Source organism: Thermosynechococcus sp. HN-54, assembly GCF_023650955.1.
Taxonomy (GTDB): domain Bacteria; phylum Cyanobacteriota; class Cyanobacteriia; order Thermosynechococcales; family Thermosynechococcaceae; genus Thermosynechococcus.
The window spans coordinates 1,487,742-1,502,165 of the sequence record NZ_CP098039.1 but is presented as its reverse complement, the minus strand read 5'-3'; the positions used below and the strand labels follow the sequence as shown (position 1 = coordinate 1,502,165).

Here is a 14,424-nt window from a genome sequence, read left to right as displayed (position 1 = left end):
TTGCAAGTTCTCAAATTCGTTCATGACAGGAATGTTATTCATCGAGACCTAAAGCCCTCTAACATTATGCGCCGTCTGGCGGATCGTAAAATTGTATTGATTGATTTTGGTGCAGTAAAGGAAGTTATTCAATCCCCAGAAGCAGCCTCTAACCAGCAGGGTTTTGCTGTCAATCCTACAGTTGTAATTGGCACGCATGGTTACTCTGCCCCTGAACAAATGATGGGACAACCCAGACTCAGTAGCGACATCCATGCTGTCGGCATGATTGGCATTGAAGCTTTGACGGGAATGAGTATTTTAGAACTAGGCAATTTGCGAGATGAATATACCCATGAGATTTTGTGGCAACAGAAAGTCCATGTTTCTGACGCCTTTGCAAATGTTTTGAATAAAATGATTTGCTATAACTTCCGCGATCGCTATCAAAATGCTACAGAAGCCCTAAGAGCACTTGAAGCCCTAGATTCCTCTCAAGCAACTTTGCATCGTGCCACTACTTTACTGACTTCTCCAATTTCTCAAGGAACTACGCATGTGGAGCCTCAGAGTCAAGTGAATGCAACGAATAGAACAAGTCAATCTTGGAATACGCCTACAGTCACAGACAGCCAAGTCATGGCTTCATCTTATCCATCAGGGGTACAGTACACTGCGCAACCTCAGCAACCCCAAAAATGGAAATGGATACTTGCAGGTTTAGTCATGCTCATGGGAGTCAGTATAGGAGTAGGGATTACTGGAACGCTGTTTGTTCAATCTTTGCTCACAAATCGCGGGAATCAAAATCCTCAGAACACTGCTCAAGACTCGATCAACTCAGCACCTTCTATTCAAGAAGAATCACCCCCCTATTCTCCATCGCCAGCTTCCCCAACAGCGAGTAGTCCTTATCCGAGTTCTAGTCTCAGCCCAGCAGCCACGACTACGGAGCCAGTGGTAACTCAGTCTGAAGCGCCTACAATTGACTTACAGCCTTTGCAAGCAGCACTTCAATCACAGCAGTACAGCACTGCCAATGAACTGACCAATAAAATGATTTATGACCTAATGAAGGGAGACCCAAGCGTCTTAGCTGCTGAACAGATTCCTTGTAGTCCTTTGTTGGCTATTAACGACCTATGGCAACAATACTCTAATGGTCGCTTTAGCTTTGGTACACAAGCAAAAATTTGGCAGCAAATTGCATCTACTAGGAAGAATGTAAAAGATGCATTCATAGAATTCAAACAAAAACTAGATTGGCAAACGCCCATAAGTATGACTACTATTGGTGATAAAGAGCTTAATCAAATTACCTACAGTTCTGTTGCACCAGAGGGGCATATACCCTTCCTTTCACACATTATTCCTACTTCTGGTCTCCAAAATATCAATGTATACATTAGAGGTGAAAATCCTCTGTTACCTTATATTTTGCAGCGATTTAGCTACTGCCAAACACAACAGCAACCTGCATCAACACCGGTTTCATCACCTCAAGCTCAAACTCGTAATTAACAAAAAATCCAGCATAAAACTTTGAGGAGATTAGATAAAAATTTCATTCAAATATTGCAATAGAGGGCTTGTGAGTTAGAAACCTGTAGGCGAATTAAGTGCGACATTTTCAGCAGAGCCTCGTTCGTGGGCATCCAATGGTGTATTGCAGGTTTAACTCACAGACAGACCTACTGGTCACTTGAACGGAGAGGGGGGGATTCGAACCCCCGTTAGGTGTTACCCTAAACTTGATTTCGAGTCAAGCGCATTCAACCACTCTGCCACCTCTCCACGGATCCCTAATCATAGCAAAGGCGAATGCCAAAAGCACGCTTCGCGATCGCGCTGCCTCAAGGGAATTCTGGCGGCAAACCCCTTTACCATAAAAGAGATACAGTGATTGAAACAACGACGGCATGGATATTAAACAGGGTTTTGTGGGCACCGTCGGGCAGACGCCGCTGATTCGCCTCAACTACTTTAGTGACCTCACCGGCTGTGAGATTCTGGGTAAAGCGGAGTTTCTCAACCCCGGTGGCTCTGTTAAGGATCGAGCCGCCCTCTACATTATTGAAGATGCTGAAAAAAAAGGCCTGCTCAAACCCGGCGGTACAGTCGTCGAAGGCACGGCAGGAAATACGGGCATTGGCCTAGCCCACATCTGCAATGCCAAAGGCTACAAGTGCCTGATTGTGATTCCCGATACTCAATCCCAAGAAAAAATTGACCTGTTGCGCACCCTTGGAGCCGAAGTGCGCCCGGTTCCCGCCGTTCCCTACAAAGACCCGAATAACTATGTGAAGCTCTCCGGGCGGATTGCTGCGGAAATGGAGAATGCTATCTGGGCGAACCAGTTTGATAACCTTGCCAATCGCCAAGCTCACTACGAAACCACTGGACCTGAAATTTGGCAGCAGACCGATGGTCGGATCGATGCGTGGGTAGCGGCAACGGGTACGGGGGGCACTTATGCGGGGGTGGCGATGTACCTCAAGGAAAAAAATCCCGCGATTCGGACTGTGATTGCCGATCCCATGGGCAGTGCCATCTACAGCTACGCCAAAACGGGTGTCCTCAGCAGTACGGGCAGTTCCATTACTGAAGGCATCGGCAATAGCCGCATTACCGCCAACTTGGCAGGCGCCCCCATTGATGATGCGATTCAAATTGAGGATCAAGAGTGCCTTGAGATTATTTATCAACTGCTGTACTACGATGGCCTCTTTATGGGTGGCTCCGTAGGCATTAATGTGGGAGCAGCGGTACGCCTTGCCAAGGAACTCGGTCCTGGTTACACGATTGTTACGGTGCTCTGTGATGGGGGTTCGCGCTATCAATCGCGGCTGTTTAATCCGGAGTGGTTGGCGAGTAAGGGGCTACGGGTGCCAGACATTAAAAAACGTTAAGCCTTGGGAACAATGTCTAAAATGGAGGGGTCACAAGGGGGCAAGTAGCCGCTAGGCGTGGGTGTGGATTTTACGCGAAACAGCAGCCGTGAAAAAACAACGTTGGTTCCTCCTCTTTGCCAGCTTGGTCTGTGGGGTGGCGATCGCCCTGCATCCTGTTGCCGTGCAGGCACAAAATCTCTGGCAGCGATTGCTGTTGCAAGGGATTCAGGTCATTCAACTGTCCAATATCTCGCCCCGCCAAGAGGTGGCCTTGGGGCAACAGATCCATGAGCAAATGCTGCGGCAAGGAATGCGCCTTGTTCGTAATCCCGCAGCTCAGAACTATGTGAATAGCATTGGTGAGCGCTTGGTCAGTGTCGGCGAACGTCGAGGCTTGCCCTATCACTTTCACATTATTCAAGACCGCCAAGTGAATGCCTACGCGACGATGGGCGGCTTTGTCTATGTCACCACTGGCCTGATGCTCAAGGCAGAGAATGAGGCGGAACTGGCGAGTGTCATTGCCCATGAAATTGGCCATATTGATCAGCGCCATGTGATTCGCCAACTGCAACAAATGGCGATCGCCCAAGGCTTAATGACGGCGGCGGGCTTGGATCGCGATCGCGGGCTACAAATGGCCATGGAACTCGCCTTTCGGCGCCCCCGCAGTCGTGAGCAGGAACTAGAAGCCGATCGCTATGGGCTGGGGCTATTGGCTCGCAGCAACTATGATCCACGGGCGATGGTGACATTTCTTCAGAAATTGCAACGGGGGGGAGGGGCACCGCCGACCATTTTGAGTACCCACCCTGCACCTCGCGATCGCCAGTTAATTGCCGAAAATTTAATTCGCTCTGGCTTCAGCAATGAGTGCGTGGTCGCTCCCCAGCCCTTCTGTGGCACCGATACCTTGGCCTATCAGCAACGACTGCGCTCGTTCTAATCCAGTCTAATTGGCCAAAAGCTGGCGCCAGCGGGCATAGCGTCCCAACGCCGTCAGCGGAAAGTGCTGCTGATAGTAGTGGTACTTCAGGTAAAAGTGGCAAGGAAAGCCTGTGCCCGTGAAGTAATCCTCGTGCCATGTACCATCGGGGCGTTGGGTCTGAAGAAGGTAGGCCACCCCTTTTTCAATGGCTTCTGTGGCGTAGTCTCCTGTGGCATCACCCGCTGCCAAAAGGCCAATCAGCGCCCACGCAGTTTGGGAAGCAGTGCTATCCCCCTTGCCCTTGAGGGAAGGATCATTGTAGCTCCAGCAGGTTTCTCCCCAGCCGCCATCGGCATTTTGACACTGCACTAACCAGTCCGCGGCACGGCGAATCCGCCAGCGATCGTAGCGAGGGGCAACAAGGGAAAGGGCAGCCAAAACCCCACTCGTGCCATAGATGTAGTTTACGCCCCAGCGGCCAAACCAACAGCCTTCCGGCTCCTGCTCATTGCGCAAGTAAGCAAGGGCGCGATCGAGGGCACCACTGTCAAAGGGAAGCTGACAGCGACCCACCATCTCCAGCACCCGTGCCGTGACATCGGCAGTATTGGGGTCAATCATTGCCTTGAGATCGCCGTAGGGAATGGCATTCAGCCAATCTTGGTCATTGTCCACATCAAAGGCTGCCCATCCCCCCGGCCGGCACTGCATTGAGGCAATCCAAGCCACCGCGCGTTCAATGGCACGCCGTTTCAAGTTTTCATCGGGTAGCCTGACCGCATGGAGCGCCATCACCACCACCGCTGTATCGTCCACATCGGGGTAGAAGCGATTCTCAAATTCAAAGGCCCATCCCCCCGGCTGACCCTTTTTGTTTTTAACGTGCCAGTCCCCATAGTCAAGGATTTGCTTGGAAAGCAGCCATTCACCAGCTTTGACCAGGGCGGGATGATCGGAAGCAATGCCGGAATCCACCATGGCGCGCATCACCAAGGCGGTATCCCAAACCGGGGAGACACAGGGCTGCACGCGATACTCCGTCTCCGTCTCAATGGCAAAGCGATCCACTGCTGCCATCCCCCGCTGCACAATGGGGTCATCCACGGCATAGTCAAGGACACGCAAGGCCAACAGGGAGTTGAGCATCGCTGGAATAATACCGCCCCAGTCGCCACTGGCCTCTTGACGCTCTAGTACCCATTCTTCCGCAGCCTTTAGCCCCTGTTCCCTCAAAGGATTAATGTTAAAGGCTTCAAGGAACTTGAATACCTGGTCTAGGCCAATAAAGACATCGCTCCAGTCCCCTTGGCGGGGCAGTTCCCAAACCACATTGGCTCGTCCCTCAGCATACAATTCATCGAGGGTGATGGGCGGATCCATCGCATAAACGGGCTTGCGATCCATGACAATCAACAGCGGCACGGTGCTGCTGCGTGCCCAACTGGACATTTCATAGATGGTGAAGGGGCTACCCTCTGGCAGGAGCATGATCCAAGGGGGCAGAGAGGGAATCCCCCGCCAGTCATAGCAGCCAATGAGGGCGAGGTGCAGTTTTGTGAAAATACGGGTTTTGCTGATGCCGCCGCGGGCAAGGATAAATTGCCGTGCTTGCATCAAGGCAGGATCATCGGCGGGCACACCCAACAGTCGCAGTCCCATGTAAGCCTCAACACTGGTGCTGAGATCGCCACCATCGCCATAAAACAGCTCCCAACCGCCGTGATCCCGTTGATGGTTGCGCAAATACTGTTCTGCTTTGGCCAAGGGTAGACGCTGTTCGGTGCCCCAGATTTTGTGCAGGAGAATTACCTCTGCGGTCATGGTCACATTGGACTCCAACTCCGCCCACCAGTAGCCCTCGGCATATTGCTGTGAAAAGAGAAAGTCTTGGCTGGCGCGAATCGCCTGTTGGAGTTGCTTTGGATCAATGGCAGCGGCAAGTTGAGTTTGCATGATTCCTCGGCTGTTAGACTCTTGGTTAGTTTAGCGGGGGCGATCGCTCCCTCGCAAGCAGCACAGAGTTGGGGTACGATCAAGCTTATGTCTGTTCGTCAACACCAACATCCCCTGATTCAGCGGCTTGCCGATCACATTGAAGAGATTTGGCAGGCCTTCCTTCCCTTGGCACCCTACACCCTGCCTGAGGATCTCGGTTATGTCGAGGGCAAGCTAGAAGGGGAGCGGCTAACGATTGAGAACCACTGCTACCAAGCGCCGCCCTTTCGCAAACTTCACCTTGAACTGGCACGAGTGGGGGAGAGCCTTGATATTTTGCACTGTGTCATGTTTCCAGAGCCGCGCTATGACCTGCCCATGTTTGGCTGTGACCTCGTGGGTGGCCGGGGGCAAATTAGTGCCGCAATTGTGGATCTCTCTCCTGTGACGGGTCAGTTGCCCGCTGCTTATACATCGGCCTTAAATGCTTTGCCGAAAGTCACCTTTAGTCAACCCCGTGAGCTGCCCCCTTGGGGACATATCTTCTCGCCCTTTTGCATTTTTATTCGGCCGCAGGGAGAAACTGAAGAACAGCAATTTCTAGATTGCATTGGTGAATACCTCACGCTCCACTGTCAACTCAGCCAGCAGGCCTTGCCCACGGATCAGCCCGAAGCCGTCATTGCCGGACAACGGCAGTATTGCCACCAGCAACAGCAAAACGATAAAACCCGCCGTGTGCTGGAAAAAGCCTTTGGTGCTGCTTGGGCAGAACGCTACATGACCACTGTTCTCTTTGACCTGCCCCCTGCTGCTTAAACCCCCTTGAGGACTCTCTTCCTGATGAACCGCCTCAGCCAATGGATCAGTCAAATGCGGCTGGGGATGCGCATTTTCTTAGCAGTTCTTGCAGGTGTGGTCGCCCTTGGGGTCACGGTTGATTGGCTCAGTGTGGGACAGCGATGGATGTTGGGGTGGGATGTGGGGGTTAGCACCTATCTAGTCTTGCTGTTGCAGATGATGGTTAGTGCCAATAGCCTCGCTACTGAGGGGCGATCGCGCGTGGGGGAACCAAACGCACTAACAATTCTGGTGATTGTTGTCTTAACAGCCATTGCTAGTATGATTGCCACTGCCTTGATCTTGGCCTATGGCAAAACCCCCAACAATCCTCAACTCTCCTTGGATGTGGGCTTGGCCACTTGGGCAGTTTTAGCAGCTTGGTTTTTGACCCACACCAGTTTTGCGCTGCAATATGCTCGCTACTCCTACAGCGTCGCATTCGCCGATTGGTGTTGTTTCACCCAATGGTTTCCTTCTTCTTCTACAGTGTCATTGTCGGCTTGGTGATCAACGTAATTGCAGATCTGTGGTGATGTGGCACTGGCAAACCACTGACCTTGGGCGCTTTCTCACCTGCAATCTCTTGCAGGGGTTTTCCCATGGCTTCTTTACTCGCGATTGGCAAGGACAGGAACTCAACACCCTCACCGCCGCCTTGGGAACAACAGCAACACCATTGCGGACACAACAGGTACATGGCGATCGCGTGGCTTTGGCAGCAGACGTTTTGGCTAGTGATGAGCGTTTAGAGGCCGATGCCCTTGTGGCCACAGGGCCTGATCAAGCCCTCTGGGTGTGTAGTGCCGATTGTGTGCCGCTACTCATTGCTGATGGAGCCAGTGGACGGGTCGCAGCGATTCATGCCGGCTGGCGGGGGACAGCAGTAGAAGTGACTAAGGCAACGTTGAAGCAGATGCAAGCGCTAGGGAGTGATCTTGCCAATTTACGGATTGCCATGGGACCTGCCATTCGCGGTGAGGTGTATCAGGTGGGGCTAAATGTGGCTCGTGCCTTGGGGCAGACCATTCTTGAGGGGGTGACTGACACGACTGAGCGTGAGGAGCTTTATGAGCGTTTAGCCGCCCTAGATCCAGCAGTCGTTTTTCTCGATCCTGACCCTGAGCGGCTGCGGCTGGATGTGGCACGGGTCAATCGCTTGCAATTGCTGCAATTGGGGCTAAGGGATGAGCAAATTGCCCTGTGTCCCCACTGTACGTTTCGCGATGCGGAGTTCTTTTTCTCCTATCGCCGGGAACGCCTGAAGCAGGTACAGTGGTCGGGAATTGTTAGTCGGCTAGCATGATTGGTATTGCTACGGGTGAATCCATCGCGCGATCGTGGGGCGATCGCCGGCTGCGCCGCGTTCATCAGGAACACCCACGTCCTGCTTTGGTCTGTGTTCTCGGTTTTACTGAAACAGCGTTGATTCCGGGCATCTCGGCGGCGGGTCAAACCCCTAGCGATCGCCGGATCACAGCCCTAGCCGATGGCGAGTTCCTGCTGCGGGGCATTCAACCCCACTACCACTATCCGCTGCCGCCATTGACCGCTGGTGCTTCCCCTGCTCTAATTAGTCGTGCCCTCCTTGAGGCCTTGGCGTTGCCTCTCTACGTCTTTGATGCGGGTTTACCCCTGCCCCGTTTGCCAGAGATGATTGACTTGGGGGGCGCACCGGCGCGCTGCCTAACGACGGGTCAAGCCATGACACCGCAAATGGTGGCGCATCTTTGGCAACAGGGATGGTCTTGGGGCGCCAAGCTCAGCAGCCAATATCCGTGGCTGATCATTGCTGAATGTGTTGTTGCCGGCACCACGACTGCCCTTGCCCTCTGTGAAAGCTTGGGGATTGTCGCGCGCGATTGTGTGGGGAGTAGCCATCGCCAGAGTAACCATGCCCAAAAGTGGCAACTGGTGCAACAGGGGCTTGCCCATCTGCCTGCGGATGCCGATCCTCTTACCTGTGTAGCGGCGATTGGCGATCCCATGCAGGTGGTTGTGGCTGCCATGGCACTGCGGGCCAGTCAAACCTGTGGGGTTTTGCTAGCCGGGGGGTCACAAATGATGGCAGTCTATGCCTTTGCGCGGGCGATCGCCCAGTGGCGGCAGTTGCCTTGGTGTTCAGAGCAGATTGTCGTGGGTACGACCCGTTGGCTGCTGGCGGATAGGACAGCTCCAATTCAGCGGTTGGCAGAGCGTGTCCAGTGTCCGCTCATCTATACTCAACTCGATTTCACCCCATCTCGTCATCCTGCCCTGCGTGCCTATGAGCAGGGGTTTGTCAAGGAAGGCGTTGGTGCGGGAGGGTGTGCCATTGCTGCCCATCTGCTGACGGGCTGGAGCAATTCAGAAATAGTGAATATTATTGACCGGTTGGCCGATCGCGCTCAAACCTCTGGGGGTTCACTCATGGCCAACTGACAGGCCGCCAGACTGGCACTACTGTACATCTGCTCTAGGGTAGCCATTAACTGCACCACTTCACTGGGAACCTCATGGGGAAAGGGCGGTAACACGGATAGCACCGCAGCGGGTTGACCACTGGGGACTAACACCACCAAGTCTGGGGGTAGGGGCTGGCGATATTGGCAAAAGAGAGCATCGGTTTTCGGCGGTTCATAGAGGGGTGGGGGGGTGGGCACAATAGAGGGGGTGGTAGCCGTTGCTCGATAGTGCCGCAGGCGCTGGAGAATTTCCTCTTTGGTTTTGCCCCGCAGTTGAAAGAGTAAAAAGGGATCGTCATTAAAGTACTGCCCCAGTAAGTAATAGACCGCGCCAATGTGCTTACAGGGATTGACCGGGTCAGGGCAATTGCAGCGGCTGTGGATGTCAAATTTGGTAAAGGGAAATAAACTGAGTCCGGCTTGGGTAAAAACCTCCTCAATACTGGGGGGCATCTCCCCCGCGAGGAGCTTGGCCGCATAGAAAGCCTTTTGAGCCATGCCGTCAATGGCATATTGCCACTGTTCCTCGCTAAAGGCATCGAGATGGAGTTTGACGTGATAGGGGTCAGGGGCCGTCCCTTGAACTTGGGCATGCACTTGATTGCCCTTGAATTCTAAGGTGAGGACTCGTCCCTCGCGCACATAATTGCGTGCCCGCTCTAAGCGCCGTCGCCAGCCAAAGGACTCTAACACACCAATCCAGCGTTCACTCCACCAGTGTTGGCGCCCCTCGGCACTGTCGCGATCGCCCGTTGACCCTTCAAGAAACGGATCGACAGAAACAGGTGTTGCCGTTACATCCACCTCTGCTGGCGTTGCCTGCTGCTTTTGCTTTTTCAGACTGGCCGCTTTACGGGTAATTTTGAGAATCTGGGGCTGCTTCATGAGTCACATCCCACGGCTATGCCTTCTATCATAGGCTGCTGGCCTAGAGGACTAGGTTAATTTCCCACGTGGTAATGTCCCAGGTTTGCAAAATATGCTTGCCCTGATGCTGGCGAATCAGCCAAAGGTGGCGATCGCCCGTAAAGCCAAGGCCATAAATCTCCTGTTCACTTTCAGCCGTCCCGACAATTTCGCCGCTGTGGGTCACTAAATTCAAACTATGACGACCGGCCACCACATAGCCCCAAGGCGTTGCACAGAGAAATTGGGGACGAAACCGCAGCCCCAAGCGTTGAATCCGCCAAGGGCGCAAATGGAGGAGCATCAACAGGGGTTGCTGCGGATGATCTTCAAAGGCCGCTAGTTGCCATGGCTGGTGATGGGCAGGGGTGAACAACGTCAGGTGGGCAGGCAGTTGGGTGTATAGCCGCCAGTGTCCCCGTCGATCAAACAGTTGGAAATGGGTAATTGGCTGCTCTGCTTCCGGATGCTGGGAACGACTGATGACCAAGCCATAGCGACGATTGAGGAGAAGCGTATCCACAAAAGCTCGTCCCTGCCATCCACAGCGGAGAGTACGCTGTCCTTGACCATTGAGCAGTTGGACATGAAGCTGTAATTCCGCTGCTGCGCTATCAATCTGGGTTTCTGCACACCAATAACCAGTGGCGTCAATGGCTAATCGGTTCAGAGTGGAGCGAAGACGACATCCTAGGGGGATTAGCTGGTCATGGATCCAGCAAAGCTGAGGTGGTAGTACGTTGATCTGTAGCCAAGCACTGGATTCACCGCCATAAAGTTGAAGCGGCAACGGTGGGAGCGGCCATTGACCCATCACTTCAGGGTGAGAATTGACCGCTTGCCAAGCCCAGAGGCGATCGCCCAAAATCCCATAGAAGGTTGCAGTCGCACTAGCCACCTGTTGGGGCAGTATCGGCAAAGTATAGCCCTGGGGTTCCCCTAACCAAACAGCAGCCGGGGACTTGGAAAACAACAGCAACTGCTCAGAACGCTCTGCCTCGGTGACTTCTAGCGCCAACTGCACCGCCATCGCCATTTCCGCTGCACTTTTGTACCGCCGCTGTGGCAACTTGTCCAACGCTTTGGTGAGGATGCTGCGCACCAAGAAAGGTAGCCCTTCAGGAAGGGTATAGGGACGACTGAGATGTGCCGTCATCAGTTCTGCTGGCGTGCCGTGAAAGGGGCGATCGCCCACGATCATCTCGTACGTAAGGATCCCCACTGCATAGAGATCCGAAGCAGGCATCGTTTGACCATAGAAGCGCTCCGGCGCCATATAGGCAGGGGATCCCGTTTGACCACTACCCTTGACATCCTCAATCAGCCGTGCGACACCAAAATCCGACACCTTTGCCTGCCAGCCCGTGGTCGTCACCTCCAGTAGGATATTTTCTGGTTTCAGGTCGCAGTGGAGAATGCCGCGATGATGGGCATAGGCCAAGGCAGAGAGAATATCCAACGTGATGCGCAAAGCCGTGGTTAGGGGTAAGACCTGTTCTTGATCAAGGAGCGATCGCAGGGTACCCCCTGCACAATAATCCATCACCAAACTGCGACTGGTTTGGGAGCTAGCGGGCAAGCGAATGTAGTCAATGGCCTGACAGCCCACCACATGGGGATGCTGAAGCGTCAGGAGAAAGTTCAACTCCCGTAAAAAGCCACGGGTCAGCAATTGCCGTTCATTGAGCACCTTAATTGCCACGAGTTCACCCGACTCGCGGTTGACGGCTAGATAGACCTGTCCGTACTGGCCTTGACCTGCAAGATCGACCAGCCGGTAGCGGGAGGTTTGGGCAGCATGCGCCGTCGCCAACAACGAGCCTCAACCATCAACGAAAAAAACAGTTCCCACAATGATTCGCGATCGCGCCCCTGTCAATGCAGATTGAGTAGCACAGTCAATCATTTCCTAGGAGAAAAGAATTTCTAAGGGGACTTCCTTATCCTCCTGTTCAATACTCCCCACCTCATGGATGCGCTTGGCCAGATCCCGTGCCCGTTGATAACTGCTGATGTCCCCTTCTTCAAAGAACAGCTTCGCAGCCGTGCGCAGATCTTCTACCGCCCCCTTGCGATCGCCCAAGGTTGAGCGCGCCACACCGCGATTATGATAGGCCTTGGCATAGTTCTCATTAATGCGAATCGCTTCTGTGTAATCGAGAATTGCCGCTTCGGCATCGCCGAGCCGCTGATGGGTCAGACCACGGTTGTAGTAGGCCTTGGCGTGGCTGGGGTTGGTTTGAATCACTTGGGTATTTTTCTCAATTTCCCGCAGGCAGTCGAGAACTTGTTCAATTTGTTTTTGCTCCGTGTCGAGAATGCGGGTATAGTCATGGAGATTGCGGGTTCCTTGACCCAGTTGTACCACCTGTTGTTGGACATCCTCAAGGCGATCGCGCACTTGGCCAAGAGCCAGCGTGAGGTTACCTAATTCTGACTGCTGCTGACCTTGAGATGCAACAAGCTCAGCAATTTTCGTCTCCTGTTGTTGCACGAGCGCTTGAAACTGATCATTAAATTTTTTGCGGTTCACCAAGTTTAAGCCCACCGCCAAGGAGAGAGGCAAAGGGGCGATCGCTGTCAAAATTGCCTGTTGGGTCACAGCCGCCGTCACAGACAACACAACCGTTAAGCCCGTTGCGCCCCATTCGAGGGGATCAAGCCCGCTTCGAGCCGTTGCTGATGCTCCATGGGAATTCAAATTTCGGTCTTCCATAATGGTGCCTCCCTGAGGATAAAAATGAAGTGGTTGGTTAGGCATCCGACGTATTGGCGAGATATTGCCCCACCTGCACTTGGGTATCTTTCAACTGTGTAATCATCGTGCGGGTAATGAGCTTGCCCGCCTCCACCAAAACCCGACCATCGAGGGGGTGCAAAATATCCTGCTCCGCTCGCCGCCCAATCAAAGACTCAATATCTTCGACCGCGTTGACATACATCCCTGAGGGTAGCTCCACCACAACCCCCGGCCCCAGTACCCGTGCCTGACAGGCCAAGCGAGAGGTGGCATTCGCCGTTGTAATCACCTCAAGGGTGCGTTGCTCACGCTTATTGATCGGGGAGAGGCTCTCCATCCCCTCTTTGATATAGACATGGCAGGTGGCACACATCCCGCGGCCGCCACACTCCTTCAAGACATGGAGTTCGGAGTCCAATAGAGCAGAGAGCAAATTGTCGTTGGTGTTAATTGTGGTTTCCCGCGAGATCGGTTCAAGTTTGACAACTTTGGCCACTGCTCTTTTCTCCTTTTAGTGATGCATGCTGAGTTACTTTAGGATCATACTCAAGCGGCTTGAGCGCGACATAGCCGCTCCATAATCGTGTCATGATCCTGTCCCTCTTGCAGCCAAGCCTTGGCCGGTTCAACCCGCTCTCGCAACCCCAAGACAAAGAGATTATGGGTTGCCCCTAGGGTTTCACAGGCAGTTTGCACACAGTGGAGATCGCGACCCGTCAACTGGCTAAAGAAGGATTCTAAAATCCCCGCCTCAGCAGCACATTGGGGTTGACCCGTATTTTTGGGAGCCGCCGCCGCAAAGGGAGAGTCCCACGTTTTCACCACCAAAAAGCCCTGTTGGTAAAAGCTGACATCTAAATCAATGGTGCCCCAGCCATGGGTTTTCCAGCATTCCTTGAGACACTGGAGAAATTCCACCATCTCCATTTCCGCAAGGGGACGGCGATAGTACTCGCTGACATCCTCGACAAAGCGGCGATAAAAGTTCTTGCCCCACCACCGACCACAGTTAAAAAGCACGACCCCACCGGCCTGTCCCACTTCCTGATCGAGGCCGGCATAGATGGCTTGGAGCAAAATATCGGGTAGGGCAATGAGACGGGCACCCTTGCGGTTTTCAATGAGACCCGTTTCAAAATCCCCCTGCACATAGGCATCGGCAGCGTAGTAGTTGCCGGGAATTACAGGGTCTTTAACCAAATCAGCAACGGAGATCATAGGACATCCTCATTGGTAGGCGTGACAAGCAATGTCTGAAGAGGGAAGATAGCAGCTTAGGCGTGGACAGAAACCACCGCTGGCAGACCCACAAGAGTGGCTTGGGCGTGATCCAACAGCGGCAAAATCAAATCCTGCTCGGCGTCGGTGAGCATTTCCTTGAGACGGGCACTGAGAAGCTCGTGGCAACTGCTCCAGAGGGTTTGGGTTTGGTGGGCATTGACCACTTCCGTGAGCCACTCCAAGAGCCGATGCTGCAAAAACTCGGGGTTATTCAGGAGCATGGCCATGGCGGCATAGCGCAACAAGGCGATGGCTTGACGCAGCACTTGCTCAAGCGTTTGGGGATTTTCGGTGGGATATTTCTTTTGCAGGGCGTCAGCGACGGGCTGGAAGATTTCAATTTCATGATCCCGCAGAAATTCATAGGTGCTCAACCGCTGCTGCAGGGACTCGATGTGGTGGCGGAAGACTTTGATGTCCACATTGCTGAGGTAGTTTTCTTCGGCTTTGTAGTAAAGGTTCATCAATTCGGTGTGCATA

At 53.4% G+C, this 14,424-nt stretch carries 14 protein-coding genes and 1 tRNA gene; 7 read left to right on the top strand and 8 right to left on the bottom strand.

Annotated elements, in window-relative coordinates:
- Positions 1-1,500 carry a GUN4 domain-containing protein gene (locus NBE99_RS07285; RefSeq protein WP_250681447.1) on the top strand — a complete coding sequence of 500 codons (1,500 nt, stop codon included), beginning with the start codon at positions 1-3 and terminating at the stop codon, positions 1,498-1,500.
- Between the two features lie 186 nt (positions 1,501-1,686).
- Here the strand turns inward: NBE99_RS07285 and NBE99_RS07280 are convergent.
- Positions 1,687-1,773, bottom strand: a tRNA-Ser gene (locus tag NBE99_RS07280).
- Positions 1,774-1,898: 125 nt separating this feature from the next.
- Between NBE99_RS07280 and NBE99_RS07275 the strand changes: the two genes are divergently transcribed.
- Positions 1,899-2,888 carry a cysteine synthase A gene (locus NBE99_RS07275; protein WP_250681446.1) on the top strand — a complete coding sequence of 330 codons (990 nt, stop codon included), beginning with the start codon at positions 1,899-1,901 and terminating at the stop codon, positions 2,886-2,888.
- A gap of 61 nt (positions 2,889-2,949) precedes the next feature.
- A complete protein-coding gene (locus NBE99_RS07270) occupies positions 2,950-3,816 on the top strand; it encodes a M48 family metallopeptidase (RefSeq protein WP_250681445.1) in 867 nt (288 codons plus the stop codon).
- A 6-nt stretch (positions 3,817-3,822) separates the two neighbouring features.
- Here NBE99_RS07270 and shc read toward each other — a convergent pair whose 3' ends face one another.
- Positions 3,823-5,751 carry a squalene--hopene cyclase gene (shc, locus tag NBE99_RS07265; protein ID WP_250681444.1) on the bottom strand — a complete coding sequence of 643 codons (1,929 nt, stop codon included), beginning with the start codon at positions 5,749-5,751 and terminating at the stop codon, positions 3,823-3,825.
- An 87-nt stretch (positions 5,752-5,838) separates the two neighbouring features.
- On the opposite strand from shc, the gene NBE99_RS07260 reads away from it, so the two are divergent.
- The 4 genes from NBE99_RS07260 to cobT are packed head-to-tail and all read left to right on the top strand — an operon-like array spanning position 5,839 to position 8,994.
- Complete coding sequence (locus tag NBE99_RS07260; RefSeq protein WP_250681443.1) at positions 5,839-6,552, top strand: phycocyanobilin:ferredoxin oxidoreductase; 714 nt, start codon at positions 5,839-5,841, stop codon at positions 6,550-6,552.
- 24 nt (positions 6,553-6,576) lie between these two features.
- Positions 6,577-7,083 carry a DUF1345 domain-containing protein gene (locus tag NBE99_RS07255; protein WP_250681442.1) on the top strand — a complete coding sequence of 169 codons (507 nt, stop codon included), beginning with the start codon at positions 6,577-6,579 and terminating at the stop codon, positions 7,081-7,083.
- 25 nt (positions 7,084-7,108) lie between these two features.
- Positions 7,109-7,879 (top strand): peptidoglycan editing factor PgeF, encoded by a 771-nt coding sequence (gene pgeF, locus NBE99_RS07250; protein ID WP_250681441.1) that lies wholly within the window; start codon positions 7,109-7,111, stop codon positions 7,877-7,879.
- Positions 7,876-8,994 carry a nicotinate mononucleotide-dependent phosphoribosyltransferase CobT gene (gene cobT / locus NBE99_RS07245; RefSeq protein ID WP_250681440.1) on the top strand — a complete coding sequence of 373 codons (1,119 nt, stop codon included), beginning with the start codon at positions 7,876-7,878 and terminating at the stop codon, positions 8,992-8,994. The genes pgeF and cobT overlap by 4 nt, the downstream gene beginning before the upstream one ends.
- Here cobT and NBE99_RS07240 read toward each other — a convergent pair.
- The 6 genes from NBE99_RS07240 to NBE99_RS07215 all read right to left on the bottom strand — a co-directional run bounded on the left by NBE99_RS07240 (position 8,961) and on the right by NBE99_RS07215 (position 14,423).
- The gene (locus NBE99_RS07240; RefSeq protein ID WP_250681439.1) at positions 8,961-9,902 is read right to left on the bottom strand and encodes a metal-binding protein; all 942 of its coding nucleotides are present in this window, start codon (positions 9,900-9,902) and stop codon (positions 8,961-8,963) included. The genes cobT and NBE99_RS07240 overlap by 34 nt on opposite strands.
- A 43-nt stretch (positions 9,903-9,945) precedes the next feature.
- Positions 9,946-11,736: a serine/threonine-protein kinase gene (locus tag NBE99_RS07235; RefSeq protein ID WP_250681438.1), complete on the bottom strand. Its 1,791-nt coding sequence runs from the start codon at positions 11,734-11,736 to the stop codon at positions 9,946-9,948.
- A 96-nt stretch (positions 11,737-11,832) separates the two neighbouring features.
- Positions 11,833-12,639 carry a tetratricopeptide repeat protein gene (locus NBE99_RS07230; RefSeq protein ID WP_250681437.1) on the bottom strand — a complete coding sequence of 269 codons (807 nt, stop codon included), beginning with the start codon at positions 12,637-12,639 and terminating at the stop codon, positions 11,833-11,835.
- A gap of 37 nt (positions 12,640-12,676) precedes the next feature.
- Positions 12,677-13,159 (bottom strand): 2Fe-2S iron-sulfur cluster-binding protein, encoded by a 483-nt coding sequence (locus tag NBE99_RS07225; protein WP_149818733.1) that lies wholly within the window; start codon positions 13,157-13,159, stop codon positions 12,677-12,679.
- 50 nt (positions 13,160-13,209) lie between these two features.
- On the bottom strand, positions 13,210-13,881 hold the full coding sequence (locus NBE99_RS07220) for a V4R domain-containing protein (RefSeq protein ID WP_250681436.1): 672 nt from the start codon (positions 13,879-13,881) through the stop codon (positions 13,210-13,212).
- Positions 13,882-13,937: 56 nt separating this feature from the next.
- Complete coding sequence (locus NBE99_RS07215; RefSeq protein WP_250681435.1) at positions 13,938-14,423, bottom strand: phycobilisome protein; 486 nt, start codon at positions 14,421-14,423, stop codon at positions 13,938-13,940.
- Position 14,424 lies beyond the last annotated feature (1 nt).